Origin of the sequence: Chitinophaga sp. CF118 (genome assembly GCF_900112615.1) — a bacterium.
Classification (GTDB): Bacteria; Bacteroidota; Bacteroidia; order Chitinophagales; family Chitinophagaceae; genus Chitinophaga.
In genome coordinates, this window is sequence record NZ_FOMK01000004.1 from 517,262 (window position 1) to 531,577 (window position 14,316).

Annotated in this window: 16 protein-coding genes; 11 read left to right on the forward strand and 5 right to left on the reverse strand. The window is 40.0% G+C overall.

Annotation, left to right across the window (positions count from 1 at the left end):
- Positions 1-33 precede the first annotated feature (33 nt).
- The gene (locus BM176_RS18275) at positions 34-1,026 is read left to right on the forward strand and encodes an NAD-dependent epimerase/dehydratase family protein (protein WP_090106127.1); all 993 of its coding nucleotides are present in this window, start codon (positions 34-36) and stop codon (positions 1,024-1,026) included.
- A gap of 39 nt (positions 1,027-1,065) precedes the next feature.
- On the opposite strand, the gene BM176_RS18280 is transcribed toward BM176_RS18275, so the two are convergent.
- Entirely contained in the window at positions 1,066-1,695 is a 630-nt protein-coding gene (locus BM176_RS18280) for a MarR family winged helix-turn-helix transcriptional regulator (protein ID WP_090105672.1), read from the reverse strand.
- A 115-nt stretch (positions 1,696-1,810) separates the two neighbouring features.
- Here BM176_RS18280 and BM176_RS18285 point away from each other — a divergent pair, with 115 nt between their 5' ends.
- The 8 genes from BM176_RS18285 to BM176_RS18320 all read left to right on the forward strand — a co-directional run bounded on the left by BM176_RS18285 (position 1,811) and on the right by BM176_RS18320 (position 7,659).
- The gene (locus BM176_RS18285) at positions 1,811-2,275 is read left to right on the forward strand and encodes a hypothetical protein (protein WP_143097855.1); all 465 of its coding nucleotides are present in this window, start codon (positions 1,811-1,813) and stop codon (positions 2,273-2,275) included.
- Positions 2,276-2,277: 2 nt separating this feature from the next.
- Positions 2,278-2,622: a DoxX family protein gene (locus tag BM176_RS18290; protein WP_090105675.1), complete on the forward strand. Its 345-nt coding sequence runs from the start codon at positions 2,278-2,280 to the stop codon at positions 2,620-2,622.
- A gap of 154 nt (positions 2,623-2,776) precedes the next feature.
- Positions 2,777-3,565: a carbon-nitrogen hydrolase family protein gene (locus BM176_RS18295; RefSeq protein WP_090105677.1), complete on the forward strand. Its 789-nt coding sequence runs from the start codon at positions 2,777-2,779 to the stop codon at positions 3,563-3,565.
- 241 nt (positions 3,566-3,806) lie between these two features.
- Positions 3,807-4,418 carry a hypothetical protein gene (locus tag BM176_RS18300; protein WP_090105679.1) on the forward strand — a complete coding sequence of 204 codons (612 nt, stop codon included), beginning with the start codon at positions 3,807-3,809 and terminating at the stop codon, positions 4,416-4,418.
- Between the two features lie 25 nt (positions 4,419-4,443).
- Positions 4,444-4,770: a hypothetical protein gene (locus tag BM176_RS18305; protein WP_090105682.1), complete on the forward strand. Its 327-nt coding sequence runs from the start codon at positions 4,444-4,446 to the stop codon at positions 4,768-4,770.
- A 20-nt stretch (positions 4,771-4,790) separates the two neighbouring features.
- Positions 4,791-5,657 (forward strand): outer membrane protein, encoded by an 867-nt coding sequence (locus BM176_RS18310; protein ID WP_090105683.1) that lies wholly within the window; start codon positions 4,791-4,793, stop codon positions 5,655-5,657.
- Positions 5,658-5,662: 5 nt separating this feature from the next.
- Positions 5,663-6,337: a response regulator transcription factor gene (locus tag BM176_RS18315; protein ID WP_090105685.1), complete on the forward strand. Its 675-nt coding sequence runs from the start codon at positions 5,663-5,665 to the stop codon at positions 6,335-6,337.
- Positions 6,338-6,339: 2 nt separating this feature from the next.
- Positions 6,340-7,659 (forward strand): sensor histidine kinase, encoded by a 1,320-nt coding sequence (locus tag BM176_RS18320; protein ID WP_090105687.1) that lies wholly within the window; start codon positions 6,340-6,342, stop codon positions 7,657-7,659.
- Here the strand turns inward: BM176_RS18320 and BM176_RS18325 are convergent, their stop codons facing one another.
- A complete protein-coding gene (locus tag BM176_RS18325) occupies positions 7,660-8,634 on the reverse strand; it encodes a helix-turn-helix transcriptional regulator (RefSeq protein ID WP_090105689.1) in 975 nt (324 codons plus the stop codon).
- An 87-nt stretch (positions 8,635-8,721) separates the two neighbouring features.
- On the opposite strand from BM176_RS18325, the gene BM176_RS18330 reads away from it, so the two are divergent.
- Together BM176_RS18330 and BM176_RS18335 are read left to right on the forward strand one after the other, a co-directional pair.
- Positions 8,722-9,747, forward strand: coding sequence for a zinc-dependent alcohol dehydrogenase family protein (locus BM176_RS18330; protein ID WP_090105698.1), 1,026 nt, complete (start codon positions 8,722-8,724; stop codon positions 9,745-9,747).
- Positions 9,748-9,797: 50 nt separating this feature from the next.
- Complete coding sequence (locus tag BM176_RS18335) at positions 9,798-10,229, forward strand: OsmC family protein (protein ID WP_090105700.1); 432 nt, start codon at positions 9,798-9,800, stop codon at positions 10,227-10,229.
- A gap of 98 nt (positions 10,230-10,327) precedes the next feature.
- Here BM176_RS18335 and BM176_RS18340 read toward each other — a convergent pair whose 3' ends face one another.
- The 3 genes from BM176_RS18340 to BM176_RS18350 all read right to left on the reverse strand — a co-directional run bounded on the left by BM176_RS18340 (position 10,328) and on the right by BM176_RS18350 (position 14,311).
- Positions 10,328-11,410: a DUF2652 domain-containing protein gene (locus BM176_RS18340; protein WP_090105702.1), complete on the reverse strand. Its 1,083-nt coding sequence runs from the start codon at positions 11,408-11,410 to the stop codon at positions 10,328-10,330.
- A gap of 204 nt (positions 11,411-11,614) precedes the next feature.
- Positions 11,615-12,970 carry a vanadium-dependent haloperoxidase gene (locus BM176_RS18345; protein ID WP_090105704.1) on the reverse strand — a complete coding sequence of 452 codons (1,356 nt, stop codon included), beginning with the start codon at positions 12,968-12,970 and terminating at the stop codon, positions 11,615-11,617.
- Positions 12,971-13,186: 216 nt separating this feature from the next.
- Positions 13,187-14,311, reverse strand: coding sequence for a TFIIB-type zinc ribbon-containing protein (locus tag BM176_RS18350; RefSeq protein WP_090105706.1), 1,125 nt, complete (start codon positions 14,309-14,311; stop codon positions 13,187-13,189).
- Between the last annotated feature and the right edge of the window lie 5 nt (positions 14,312-14,316).

Consider the following 14,316-nt stretch of genomic DNA (forward strand, 5'->3'; position numbering starts at 1 on the left):
GAAATTTATCAAACCCGGTTAATTTTGATCCATATGCAAAATAATAAAGTTCTCGTTACAGGAAGCACCGGACATCTTGGCGAAGCGCTTGTCCGCATCTTGAAAAGTTTGCACTATGAGGTGGTTAGTCTCGATGTGCTGGCTTCTCCATTTACTACTCATCAGGGCACAATCTCTGACCGGGATTTTGTAAAGCAGTGTATGAAAGGCGTAAAATCTGTTTTTCATACTGCCACCTTACACAAACCACATGTTGCCACACATTCTCCGCAGGACTTTGTAGACACTAACATCACCGGCACACTAAATCTGTTGCAGGAAGCTGTGGCAGCAGGCATAGAAAGTTTCGTATTTACAAGCACCACCAGCGTTTTCGGTGATGCACTGATACCACCGGCCGGAGCTCCCGCTGCATGGATAACGGAAGACGTTACACCCGTACCCAAAAACATTTATGGCGTAACTAAAGCAGCCGCAGAAGATCTATGCCAGTTGTACCACCGGAATCACGGTCTTGCCTGTATTATTCTCAGAACATCCCGTTTTTTTCCTGAAGAAGATGATCACAAAGGAATGCGGGATGCTTTCACAGATGATAACCTGAAAACAAACGAATACCTGTGCCGTCGTGTGGAACTGGAAGATGCTGTAAGCGCTCATATACTTGCCGCAACACGCGCACCAAAAATCGGGTTCGGTAAATACATCATCAGTGCAACTACCCCTTTCCTGCCCGGGGATATGGCGGACCTGCGGACTAATGCTCCATTAGTATTACAACGGCTTATTCCGGATTATGAAGCGATCTATAAACATCACAACTGGCGTATGCATCCCGGCATCGACAGAGTGTATGTAAATGAACGTGCCCGCAAGGACCTTGGCTGGGAGCCACGATATGATTTCAGGTATGCACTCGAACGCTTAAAAGCAGGTGACGACCTGCGGAGCTCTCTGGCAAAACTTGTAGGCTCAAAGGGATATCATACGGAAGCATTCGTTGAAGGGCCTTACCCGGTAGAATAATTATCATGAACTATGCAGATCGATTGATTTGCATAGTTCTTATCCTATTATCTCTTTATAAACATCATCAAATTCCTTTCCTCTGTGCTTTTGCCATAATGCAGAAAATTTTATCTCCACGTTTTTCAGTAACTGGATGCAGAGTTCTTTATCATCATTCGTTAAATCATGCAACATCATTGTAGCCATTTTCTTAATTCTGAGATAAGACCCTTCAATGGCTTTCACTCCTTTCGCCGTTAGTTCTATTCGTTTTGAGCGTTTATCTTCTATATCATCGTATTCCTCAATCAATCCCCGGTTTTTTAACCGGTTGAGCATATCTGTGCCACTAGAGAGTTCAAACAGGTTAGCATAGATCACCTCTGTTTTTTTGGGATTCTTTTCCTGTTGTATAGTAAGCAACACCCCAAATTCCTCGATCTGATTTAAGTCCGTTTCTTTAAGCGCCATATTAGCATAAGATGCATTCAATTTATGGATCCTGCCGATTATTTTTAATAAGAGGCCGTCAATAAGACCAGGAACAACACCACCTACCAGTGGCCCCTTTTCCTTTTGTTTCTCGCGACTGGCAAGGTAATGCCGACAAAAGTCTTCAATATTACCATCCGGATGATTTTCTTCAAATGCCCCCCATTGATTAACCAGTTCTACTGTTTTATTCATCACTTACTTCGTTTTCGTTGTAAATATAAAAAATATACTACGTAATTTGATATTTATAATGATATCGTTGTATATTTGTAAAATAAACTACGATAACGTATTAAATGTATCAGGTATGAATATTTATTATATTGCCTTAACAGCCCATATTATGGGTATTACCATGATGGCAGGAGCCACATTAGTAGACTATGTGATCTATAAACAATGCTGGAAATACCTGCCGGATAGCAAACCCAAAGCGCTTGTCATCCACGAAGGCTTGTCGAAAATACCGTTGCTGATAGGCATTGGAATTATGCTCCTGATCATTTCGGGTGTAACTATGATGCAAATTACAAAGGGTGTGTTCGGAGAACAGCTCTGGTTCCGGATAAAATTTGGTTTAGTCCTCCTTATTATCATCAATGGATTAGCTGTTGGGAGAAGACAGGGGCTGAAACTTGCCAAACTTTTATTGGAAGCAACACTTACTGAAGCGAAACTACTTAAAATTAAAAACAACCTTACTCTCTTTCATCTTTCGCAACTGGTATTATTCGTGATCATTTTTATTCTAAGTGTTTTTAAATTCAATTAGGCATGGAAAAGAATAAAATAATTTACTGGACAACAACAGGGATTATTAGTATGGTAATGCTGTTCAGCATGTACAAAATGTTTACACCATCGTACAACCATCTTGGCTTCCCAGACTATTTCAGGATTGAACTTCTTATATTAAAGATAGTGGGATTAGTAGTTTTACTAGTACCTCAAATCCCTCTAAAAATAAAAGAATGGGCATATGCCGGTTTTGGTATCGTTCTTATTTCTGCTTCAGTAGCACATTTTAATAGTGGCGATCCTTTTGCAAACGCAATAGAGCCGCTTGCCTTCCTGGTAATATTGGCCATTTCTAACTTATACTTCTATAAGATTCGTTAATTGGAGCTAACACATGCATACTGCCCGCCTGGTATTCCTGTTTTAGATTGGAGGAGGATGTTTTGCTATGCTATGGGAAGTAAATAAATCCGCTGGCTATAAAAGATTATTTTATATTTAATCAACGGTATAACCATCAAGATTAATATAATTTATGAAAGTAGCATTAGCTTCTCCTCCATCTCCAAAATCCATCAAAGAAAGTTTACACTGGGTAGAAAAACTGATAAAAGATGCAGCGAAAGAAAAGGCTGAAATTATCTGTTTTCCTGAGTCATATATTCCTGGTTATCCGGCTATTGAAGCTGAAGCAAAAGATCGTTCGCCCGAAAAATTACGGGAAGCACTGGATAAGGTATGCGAGATGGCAGCCGAAAATTCCATAGCGGTTATAATTCCTATGGACTGGCATTCTCCTGACGGGCTTTTAAATGTAGCTCATGTTATTTCAAGCACAGGCAAGGTATTAGGATATCAAACCAAAAACCAGTTAGACCCTTCAGAGGATAACATATGGATTCCCGGTACCGAACGCAGTATTTTTGAAGTGAATGGTGTAAAGTTTGGAATCACAATATGTCATGAAGGATTCCGGTATCCTGAATCAGTAAGATGGGCTGCCATGCGTGATGCTAAAATAGTATTTCATCCACATTGCACAGGAACCAATACCAGCGGGGTTTTACTTACAGAATGGGGTAGCAGAGACAACCCTTATTATGAAAAAGCTATGATGATGAGAGCAATGGAAAATACAATATACTTTGCAAGCTCAAATTACTCTTTTCATTATCCAGACTCCGCAAGCTCATTAATAGGCCCGGATGGGACTTGTATTGCGCATGAAATTTACGGAAAAACAGGAGTCATTGTAGCAGATATTGATCCTGCCATGGCTACAGGTTTGCTCGCAAAAAGATTTAAGAAAGGACTTTATGCTTAAATCCGGACTGTGTTATCGATAAGACAAAAGTCAAAGCAAATACCCCATTTCCCCAAAAGAATATTCCAGTCCCTATACCAGGCCCTGTGCAAATACCTTATAATTAATTGATAATCAGCTATAAAGACACGCATCACATACCCGTTCTTAAAAGAACGGCTGCATTTTCATTTTTTCTTCATGTTGGGAATTTAGGTTTGTATCGACAAGCAATTATTATTACCTTATAAAATGAAAATGTATGAAAACAACACTTTTTATTATTGCCGCTTCTTTATTTTCTGGTATTGTATCAGCACAGGAGACTACAGTAAAAGCTAAACAATCTGCTACTACAGGAAGCAAGTCTGTGAATAGTTCTACATCTGTGCAAGCCGATGTTAAATCCGGCAATGTAAAAAATGCAAAAGAAAAATCTGTCGAAGCTGCGGGTAAGGCCAAAGCCGAAGGAACTGCACAATATCAAAAAGCCAATGGGGAAGTTACCTCTGAAGTGAAAGGAGCAAAACAAGCTGCTGATCATTCCGGCAAAACTTCTGTAAGTACAAGCTCTTCATCTGCTGTTTCAACTACAATCGCTGATAAAAATAATGCGGGGGCGTCTTCAGAAAGTAAAACAACTATCTCAACCCGGAAAGCTGAGGCTGTAAAGAGTGATGTAAGCAGTACAACCAGCGCTACTGTTAAAGGTGTACATAGTACTACAACGGCTACCGGCAATGAAATAAAACAGACCACAACAAAAGCTTCGCCATCTATTAAAGCTAATAGTGCTGTGAAGACTAATATCAAACCTCATCCCGTAAAAGTTGCTTCAAATCTGAAAACAAATGTAAAGGTGGGGATTAAGTAATTTTGATTTAAATACTGTTATTAAAATGAACAAAGGGGCCGCAGGTATAATCACTTTTCTGTTAATCATTTCTTTTAAAAGTTGGGGTAGTGTTCCACTACCTCAACTTTCTTACAAAGCTATTTCTTCGTATGCAATGCTCAATGATACAATACCAGGCAAAAAGCCTGAGGAGGTGGAGCAAAAGCAGGAGCAGCCTTTGAAGGAAGTGACAGACCCCGTGATTAAAGAAGTTCCCAGATCCAAAAAACAGTTGAAACCTATAGCGGTCCCCACAAAAGTGCTTCCTGTAAAAGCACCAATTATAAAACCAAAAATAGTGATCAAGAAAATAGGTGTCCGTATTCCTTAACAGCACTTAAATCAAAGACCATGAAACAGATATTCTCATTGTTATCAATATTATTTTTCAGTGTTGTTTGCCAGGCCCAGACGGATAGTACATTACAGAAAGACAGTGTCACCAGCAAAAAATCCACCTTTACAGTTGGACTTAGTTACGCGAATAATGCCAATTATTATGGAATGAAATCGGAGGAAAAAATGGCATATGCAGCGACAGTAGCTTCCTACCAGCACCGCTCCGGTTTCTCTCTGAACGGAATGGCCTACCGGTTACTTAATGACAGCGCCCATTTTGTTTCAGCCTACACATTGGGAGCAGGTTATTCCTTTAAACTTAGCAAACGGTTATCGGTTGACCTCAGCTACAATTATACTTTTTATCCTAAGTTATCTCCCTTTCTGCAGGCCGCAAACCCGCATATGGCCAGCATAAGCCTAAGCCATAACAGCTGGCTTACAACCAGCCTGGGAGTAGATTATGCTTTTGGGAAAACAGATGACTTTTTTACTACGCTTGGAATCAGCAAACAAATCAACCTTTTTAGTTTGAGTGCAAAAGATGTAGTAACGCTCACTCCTTTAATAGATGTGACAGGCGGTACACAACGGTTTTATAAATACTATATCACAGAAAAAAATCTCAGGGACAGCATACTTGGAATTCTTATTCCGCCAGTTCTCGGAGGGGGCACGTCCGGAAGCAGTTCTACAACTGCCCAAAGCGTTACCAGCTTTGATCTTTTATCGTACAATCTAAAATTACCTTTGGCTTACAACCGCGCAAGCTATATGGTAGAATTTGCCACCCAGCTTTCACTCCTGGGGCAAAAAGCTCAATCGGATCCCGGAAAACTCAATTCATTTTTTACTGCAAGCTTTTATTACCAGTTTTAAAAGATATGAAAGTATTAGTTATTGAAGATGAAAGGGGAATGGCCCTCGAAATGGAGGATTTCCTTATAAAAGCAGGATACCTTTGTGATCTTGCCTTTACGGCAAAGCAGGCAAGACAATTCATGGAAGAGGGCCCCTATGATTTTATATTACTTGACCTCGGATTACCTGATAAGGATGGACTATTGGTATTGGAGGAGGCAAAGAAAATCTGTCAGGAGGCATCTTATATTATTTTAACAGCCCGCGGAAAATTGGAAGATCGGATAAAAGGATTGGATCTGGGAGCGGATGATTATCTCCCTAAACCCTTTTCATTACTCGAATTACAATCCCGTATGCAAGCGATCAGCAGGAGAAAATCAGGATTAAAAGATAACCTGGTATCATTGGGAGAGTTCACTATTAACTTAAACAACAGAATGGCCTTGTTTGAAGATACAGATATCGGGTTATCGAAAAAGGAATTTGATCTGCTAAGTTATATGCTGCTGAATAAAAACCGCCCCCTTACACGCATGCAGCTAAGTGAGCATATCTGGGGCAGCTTTTCAGACGATGACTATGATTCCAATTATATTGACGTGCATATAAAAAACATCCGGAAAAAAATGACGGAATACGGACCGGTAGACTGGCTGCAAACCATCAGAGGGGTAGGATACAAAATTAAACTGTAATCGTGAAGCTGCTTACTAAACTTACACTTACATCTACGTTTTCCAAGATTGCAACGGTGATTCTTTTCATTGTATTGCTGCCTTTTCTTATTGACAGAGTTGCTTTCCAGAGTACAAATGGTCTGTTGAAGCAACAGGCAAAGAAGGTAATGGATAATATCCGGAATAATGGGATTGATTATTATCTACAGGGAGATTCTACTTATGGAAGTTACACCCTGCTTAAAGAAGAATATATTTCCCTGGAGAGAGCCCGAAATATTTATTCTGCAGATACTATCCAGACAGCACAACGGATTATTGAAGGCGATACAGTAATGTATCGTATCCTGAACCAGGCATTTGAATACAATAATCAACTGTATGAACTGGAAATTGGCAGAACAATTGCCTCTATTAGTCAATATAATAGTCCCCTGCAAAAAATTGCTTTATATGTATTGGGAATACTAATTATACTAACACTCCTGATTGAACTTTCTTTTACCCGTATACTGTTACGACCATTGCAAACAATCATCCAGACTAAATTGATAAATCCTGTATTTCCGTTCAAAGAACCACCCCTTCCTATCCGGACAACTACAGTTGATTTTAAATACCTGGATAAATCTTTGATCACTTTGATGAACAGGATAAAAGAAGATTTTGACAGGGAAAGAGAATTTACTTCCAATGCCTCTCATGAGCTGATGACACCTATTGGCATCCTGCAAACCAAAATGGAAAACCTGATGTTACTAAATGATCTTGATGAGCCTGTTCAGGAAAAGATCATGGAAATGATGAAAACCCTCAACCGGTTAAAGAAAATCGTTCATTCTCTTTTATTGATATCAAGAATTGAGAATGATCAATATGCAAGGCAGAACAGTATCCAGCCTAAGGAAATGGTAGAAGAAATCATAGAAGAACTGCAACACCGGCTCGAAGACAGGAATATTCAAATCTCCGTTTCATTACAACCCCATATTACACTTCATAAATTGAACCATGATCTGCTATTTCAGTTATTCTATAACCTCATCAATAATGCTATCAGATATAACAAAGAGAACGGGAGCATTAACATTAGTGATGCAATAACTCCGGGCGGATTATATGCTGTTTTTATAAGAGACACAGGAATAGGCATTGACCCCGCGGATATTGACACAATATTTAATCGCTTCAGGAAAAAAAATTCAATAGAAGGAGAAGGTTATGGACTGGGATTGGCTATCGTGAAAAGCATTGCTGATTATCATGCCATCAAATTAATGGTAACTTCCGAACCTGGCAAAGGCACTACTATTAGCGTAATTTTTTCTATTGTTGCTTGATTATAAATCTATAATTTCCACTTTCATCTTTGTGGGTGGTTTTCCATGCCACTTCTTGAACGAATGTATAAACGCAGCGGCTTCCGAATATCCTAAAATATTGGAAATATCCTGGATAGAATAACAGTCGTGCCGGATTAACAAATCACAGATATTTCGTTTCAATTCTTCACTGATTTTCCTGAACGTTGTACCTTCTACGGACAATCGTCTTTGCAGTGTTCTGGAAGTTATATTAAAAGTATTAGCCACTATTTTTAAATCGGGTAAGACGGGGTCGGCCAGATTTAATGCGGATAGTTTTACTTTACCGGAGAATGAATCATCCGGATTAAGGTTTTCCATCATTTTAAGATATTCCGGTAATAGAACATCAAACTGCCAATGCCTGTTGTCTTTTATTGCATCTTTAAGAAGGGCTTTTGAAAAGACAACTGAGTATTGCGTCCCTTTCCTCCAGAATGCAGGATAATCATGTTCATGAAAGGGGGAATATACTATGATATCATTATTGTCGCCGGTAATTGCTTTTATTTCCCGTGCAATCAGCGTTAACATATTTTCAAGTATTATACGGCTCACTAAATCGTGCGTATGATTAATACTTAATTTAATAGTCGTCAGCATTCCGGCAGTAGACATATTCACCTCTGCTATAGGAAATGTTTTTCTCAGATACGTATGGCAATAAAAGAGGACTTCCTCAACGGTATTAGCTTTTAATGTTAGCTGATAGATAACTCCCAAATGAATTAAGTTCACAAAATTGCCTACACGAAGTCCGAGTTGATCATCATTTAGTGATTCCGCAATCAATGTTACAACCTTATAGAAATCCGTGTCCTCTATAACTGTTGCAGGCTCACGGAAATCAGATGGCTCCTTTCCTATCAGTTTAAGTATCTCCTTTACAGGCACATTTCTTACACGTGCAAATTCTATAAAATGATTAATATGAATAGCAAGTATTTTCATTTTGTCGCAATTTATCAATTCAGTCTTATTCTACAAATATAGCTTTGCTTCCATCTGAACAGAATAATACTTGTATAAATATAAAACATGAAATCGTATCACATTGAAACATTTGGAAATGTAAATGGCCTTATTGTCAGAGAACATCCTACACCTACACCCGGACCTAATGAAGTGTTGGTTAGTATTAAAGCAACCTCCTTGAACCGTCGGGATATTCTCATCCTTCAGCAAACGTATCCGCTACCTTCTAAACAAGGTGTGGTTCCGATAAGTGATGGCACGGGAGAAGTTGTTAGTACCGGAAACAATGTAACCAAATTCAAAAAAGGAGACCGGGTAGCAGGTACCTATTTCCCGCGATGGCGTGATGGACGGATCGGACTGGATATAGGTGATCAGCCAGGGTGTACATTGGACGGCATGCTTTCTGAATTTGTGCTTTTGCAAGAAGACTGGTTAGTATTGATTCCTGATTATCTTTCATTTGAAGAAGCCGCCACATTACCCTGTGCAGCCCTTACAGCATGGTCTGCACTTACAAGTCCCCCAATTTCCCCTGGCAATACTATTCTTACTATAGGCAGCGGAGGAGTATCATTATTTGCAATTCAATTTGCCAAACTATTTGGGGCAAAAGTAATTGCGTTAACCTCAAGAGACGAAAACACGGGGCAATTGAAATCCGTTGGCGCAGACAATGTCGTGAATTATTATTCAAATCCTGATTGGAGCGCGGATGTGTTGAAACTGACAAACGGACAGGGAGTTGATCGCGTCATTGAAACTGGCGGACCAGATACACTAGAGCAATCAATAAAAGCAACGGCGATTGGAGGAGAAATTGCGTTGCTCAGCTATCAGGGAAAGATAAATAGAAATGCAGAAATGGGATTGAATAAAATACTAGCTCCCTTATTTTCAAGGCTAATAACAATAAAACCACTGTTTGTTGGCAATCGTATCAGCTTTGAAAACATGAACAGAGCACTAAGTCAGCATCACATACATCCTGAAATTGATCGCGCATTTTCATTTGAGGAGGCCAAAGATGCCTACCGTTATTTCGCAGAGGGTAAGCATACTGGTAAAGTGATTATTAAAGTTAGTTAGGTTCCACCTCCGGTTATTTGTATTCATTATTTCAAACAAAATTATATTTTATGATAATAAAAAGAAATTCATTGGCATCGTGGCTTGGTTCTGGGAAAAATGGCGAAGGAGCTGTTACCACTGAAAGCAAAACACTGAATAATGCGGGATATTCCTTTCCATCGAGGTTTGAGTCGGGCGAAGGAACGAACTCCGAAGAGCTGATAGCTGCAGCTCATGCCGGATGTTACTCAATGGCGCTTTCTTTTATCCTTGCAAACGATGGGATACAATCAGAAAAAATTGAGACACGTGCAACTGTTACTATTGAATCTGTTGGTGTTGGATTTGAAATTACAACAATACATCTTGATGTTACCGGGAAAATACCAGGAATAGATGAAATTAGTTTTAAAGAATATGCTGAAAAAGCAAAAACAGGTTGTGCTGTATCCAAACTGGTGAAAGCAAACATTACAATGGAAACTACGTTTATCCAGTAACTCTTATTAGATGGTTGCGGCCATCTCTTTTTCACTACCAAATGGAGCCGCTTCCTATTGACAGTTGCTCCATTTGATAAGTAACTCGTTAAGGATTATCAGAATTCCAGTGGTAAAATCATTTGCATTACTATTGGTTCCAGGTTTTCCAATGACTGAAGTAAATCCAATTCCATCTTCTTTTTCTCCTTTAGGTTAAAGAGTATTTGCCCTAAAAGGTTTTTATGCAGATAAAAATCCATTGTTAACCTGCTCTTATGATCGCCGGTTTTTTCAATGGTATAGTAGGTAGCACATTTTCGCTTCTCATCGGTTTCACTGAACTGGATTTTCTCTTCGGGATTATATGAAAAGCTACTGGTATACATCAGCACCTCCTTTCCGTTTTCCAATACATGGCGGTGACGGCTGCCCACACCTGGCAGGAAATGTTCCACTTCATCCACAGCTTTTAGTCCTACCTGCCACTGATGGCGGAATTCAAAATGCACCACTGTAAAGCACAGTGTTTTGATATCAACGTCATATTCCTTTGACACGGATATCATCTTTACCTTATCTGAAAGTTCTATTTGCGGATCTGGTTCTGGGGGAATCCGTTTTTTCAGCTCGCCTAACTGGGTATAGTGGAATAATACGTTACCGGTTTCTGTTTGTTTGGCACTGGCATTCCATTTCATCCATTCTGCCAGATCTACCGGTTGCATATCCTTGAAAAGGTTGTCTGTAACCAGCCAGTATTCATGTTGTTCTATATCATTTTTCAGCAGCTGGTGTGCCACGATCACATCTTTGCCGATCAGTTTGCTGAAATTCTTTACCTGGTAGGTAGTAAACTCTCCGTAATGGGTGATCACCTTCAGGGTAAGGTCAACAGCCGCTACACAGGCACGGCATTGACAGATTTTGCGGCTATCGTAAGCATTCAGGTGACGATGAAATTCGCAGAACATTCTTTCCACCTGTTTGTACAATGCTTTCAGCTGCAGGGGTTCTCCGAATTTATAGAACAGGATAGCATCCCCTTCTATTTCAGATACTTCTAGTCCTGTCTGGTTCGCATTAATCAATACCTCCAGTAACTGCTGAATGATATGCTGGCTATGTTCAAGCTCAATTTCGTTAACGAAACGTGTAAAGCCACTTATATCCGGGATAAAAAGTAGCCCTTTATTTTCCATTTTTTCTTTAAAGGTAGTAAAACTCCCAATAAGGCCATTACAATCAACCCAACGAATATGCTGAAAATCAACTGCCGGACAACAAAATAATCTTTAGATGTATTTGATATTTCAGTAATAAATTACCTGAATAAAAAAGGTGTGTATCTGAGGTACGATACACACCTTTTTATTCAGGTTACTTATTTATTCTTGATGTCAATTTTAATATCTCAACGACAGCACCCTTTCTGCAATATCTCCTCCGGTTTGTTTTCCAACCTCACTATCGAACTCATAATGGATACCTCCATATACTCTTGAAATAGCTGCTTCATCTATCATATTCACAAACCCGTTGAAAAAGCGTGGTGTAAATCCTTCGGGGACTTTCTGATTATCAGTAAATGAGAAGCCAGTACCAAAATAAGCTGCCAGTATATGACCGGCTGCGCTGGTAAATGTAGCATGACCAGAGGTATAAGAAGGGAAAGGAGGCGTGCCAATCAATGGTAACCAGGTGCTATTAATGTTTGCCCGAATGTACGTAATGGGACGCAGCAGATTGTACTTGTATTTATATTTCCAGCAAAGGATACCTGCATCATTCAATCCTATTCCAACCTGTGCAAAAAGTTTTGCAGCTGCAGAAAGGCTCAAATGCTGCTCACTTATCAATTGTGCCGTAATAGCGATCAGGTGCCCAGGAGGGGTAAAGGTACCTCCACCGTCAGCCCAATACCTGGCAATAAGGTTTTGCTCAGGGGTCAGCGTCACACCTGTATGATATACCAGGAATGCCTCATTGTAAAATACGGATGTCGTATCTGTTGAATATACCGGTGGACGAATACCCGCACTGTCTGATGTATTGGCCCTGATAATAGGACGGTTATTTCCCCAGTAAGGTAACATGGCTGGTTGAAAAGCAGGCGGCGTAGACACCCATAATCCAGGACCCACCGGCGGTACATACTCCGGAGGGAAAGTGTTTGCATAACCATCTTTTCCACCATCTGAAGTTGACCACTGATAGATACTTCCTGCTACCTGCCGGCCAAAATTAACAGAGCGGATTATTTCCTCCTGCGCGCAGCTATCAGAATATGCTTCCAGATTATCAATCTCAAGTTGAGTGATCAATGCAAGATTTGCTGCATTAGCATTAGGAAACAGGTTCTTAATAATGGCCGCCATAGCACTGTTGGCCGCAATAGCCCAGTTATATTTTTTCCCTCTTTCGGGAGCCGGAACATAACTGAGTCCATTCAACTGCCCCTTTAACGAGGATGCTCCACGTGCCCCCCATACCGCTGCTTCATGCAAGGTAATACCAGTATAAGCAATAGCTCTTGCAGCCACCGGTGGAGTAAATCCACTGGTTTCCTTTATGAGTTTTAATTGCAGCTGGTACCAGGAAACAGCAACTGCAGCATCATTCCCCGGACCAACAACCAGTGTGGCTATTTCATTAATTTCAGGGCCATGATCATGAGTAACGATATCTTCCTTTTTACAGGCGAGAAAACCGAAGATAAACATCAGGTAAACAAAACATAGACGTAAACAAACAAATTTCATGTTTTTAAATTTAAACGGTTAACAATGACAGGGTTAATAAGTACTCGAAATTTAAACCAAAGTAAAGGTATTAAGGCGGTACGCAGTGTATCAGCGTAACAATTTCTTTTTTAGCATTTTTTCTAAATGAAGAACAGGAGGAGGTCGTTACTTTTTGTATTAAAAAAAAGGGTGCATCATACTTTTGATGCACCCCACAGAAATATTTTTACAAATCTATTGTTGGTTAAAGTAATAAATGATAAAGATGATAAGAGCCAGTACTGCAATTACAGTCAGAGCAATTTTAGCGGCACTGTATGGACGTTCGCCAACTACTTCGCCTGTACAGGCATTAATGGTGAAGTGATACAGTTTATTGTTGTATTTGTAGGCGCTAATCCAGGCTGGTAAAAGCAGGTACTTGAGAGCAAGGTCATGATAAGCTATGTCATAATTACTAATAGTTTGCTCATCACCTCCTATATCGTTACATATGGTATCCCGGATTGTAGGATCCATACGGTTTTTCGCCTCTTCCAGTCCTTCTTCAGCATTAATCTGATAAAGCTCGGAGCGAAAGCCGCTTACATATTGTTCGTTATAATGAGCGAGTGCTTCCATACGCCATGGTTCAAGGCGATTAGCTACTTTCTGAGGCAACGATTTGCTGGCGGAAATAAGAACATCATTGAACACATTCATTACCGTTCCACTGGCATAACTCCAGGAGGTATGACGTACCTGCCTGGTACGGGTTACCTCTTTGCCATCAACAGTTTCCGTATAGGTTTCTGTTTGGTAATAATAATCACCACGACGACCTTCATAATCGGTAGTAGTATTTGCATCGTAACTCCAGTGGGGAATATATACTCCTTTAAACTGGCGTGCATTACTGGTAACCATTTTAGAAAGGTCCGAAGGGGCAAACCATAATTTGTTAAGCCAGGTGCGGAAGCTTGTGAATGCCTGTTGCTGTGGCACTAAAAACGGCAGTATATAATGTGGCCTAACCAGTTGTTTGTTTTCTGCTTCACTTAATACCAGCGGACTGGTACAAAAAACACAATTATCAGAGTTAACCTCTGGCGGCAAAGTGGTTGAGGCCCCGCAGTTTTTGCAGGAAACCACTTTTTCCGTCTGCTGGGCCACATTACTATTATTGTTTTCAATAAAGGTTTGATAATCGAAAGAAACAATAGGACTGTTATCCGTATTAGTAATTTCATTCGCTGTGCCGCAATATGTGCATTGCAGTTGAAGGGCTCCCGGTACAAAGTGTAAGGTGGCCCCGCAATTACTGCATTGAAGTGTTGTATTAAGGATGGCAGTTTGCTCAGCCTGAGGTATTGTTCCCATGAATT

Coding starts and splice junctions, on each gene's coding strand:
- BM176_RS18280 (WP_090105672.1), bottom strand. CDS start 1,695: ATGAATAAAACAGTAGAACTGGTTAATCAATGGGGGGCATTTGAAGAA.
- BM176_RS18285 (WP_143097855.1), top strand. CDS start 1,811: ATGAATATTTATTATATTGCCTTAACAGCCCATATTATGGGTATTACC.
- BM176_RS18340 (WP_090105702.1), bottom strand. CDS start 11,410: ATGGAAAATAAAGGGCTACTTTTTATCCCGGATATAAGTGGCTTTACA.
- BM176_RS18295 (WP_090105677.1), top strand. CDS start 2,777: ATGAAAGTAGCATTAGCTTCTCCTCCATCTCCAAAATCCATCAAAGAA.
- BM176_RS18325 (WP_090105689.1), bottom strand. CDS start 8,634: ATGAAAATACTTGCTATTCATATTAATCATTTTATAGAATTTGCACGT.
- BM176_RS18275 (WP_090106127.1), top strand. CDS start 34: ATGCAAAATAATAAAGTTCTCGTTACAGGAAGCACCGGACATCTTGGC.
- BM176_RS18345 (WP_090105704.1), bottom strand. CDS start 12,970: ATGAAATTTGTTTGTTTACGTCTATGTTTTGTTTACCTGATGTTTATC.
- BM176_RS18310 (WP_090105683.1), top strand. CDS start 4,791: ATGAAACAGATATTCTCATTGTTATCAATATTATTTTTCAGTGTTGTT.
- BM176_RS18300 (WP_090105679.1), top strand. CDS start 3,807: ATGAAAACAACACTTTTTATTATTGCCGCTTCTTTATTTTCTGGTATT.
- BM176_RS18290 (WP_090105675.1), top strand. CDS start 2,278: ATGGAAAAGAATAAAATAATTTACTGGACAACAACAGGGATTATTAGT.
- BM176_RS18315 (WP_090105685.1), top strand. CDS start 5,663: ATGAAAGTATTAGTTATTGAAGATGAAAGGGGAATGGCCCTCGAAATG.
- BM176_RS18330 (WP_090105698.1), top strand. CDS start 8,722: ATGAAATCGTATCACATTGAAACATTTGGAAATGTAAATGGCCTTATT.
- BM176_RS18335 (WP_090105700.1), top strand. CDS start 9,798: ATGATAATAAAAAGAAATTCATTGGCATCGTGGCTTGGTTCTGGGAAA.
- BM176_RS18350 (WP_090105706.1), bottom strand. CDS start 14,311: ATGGGAACAATACCTCAGGCTGAGCAAACTGCCATCCTTAATACAACA.
- BM176_RS18305 (WP_090105682.1), top strand. CDS start 4,444: ATGAACAAAGGGGCCGCAGGTATAATCACTTTTCTGTTAATCATTTCT.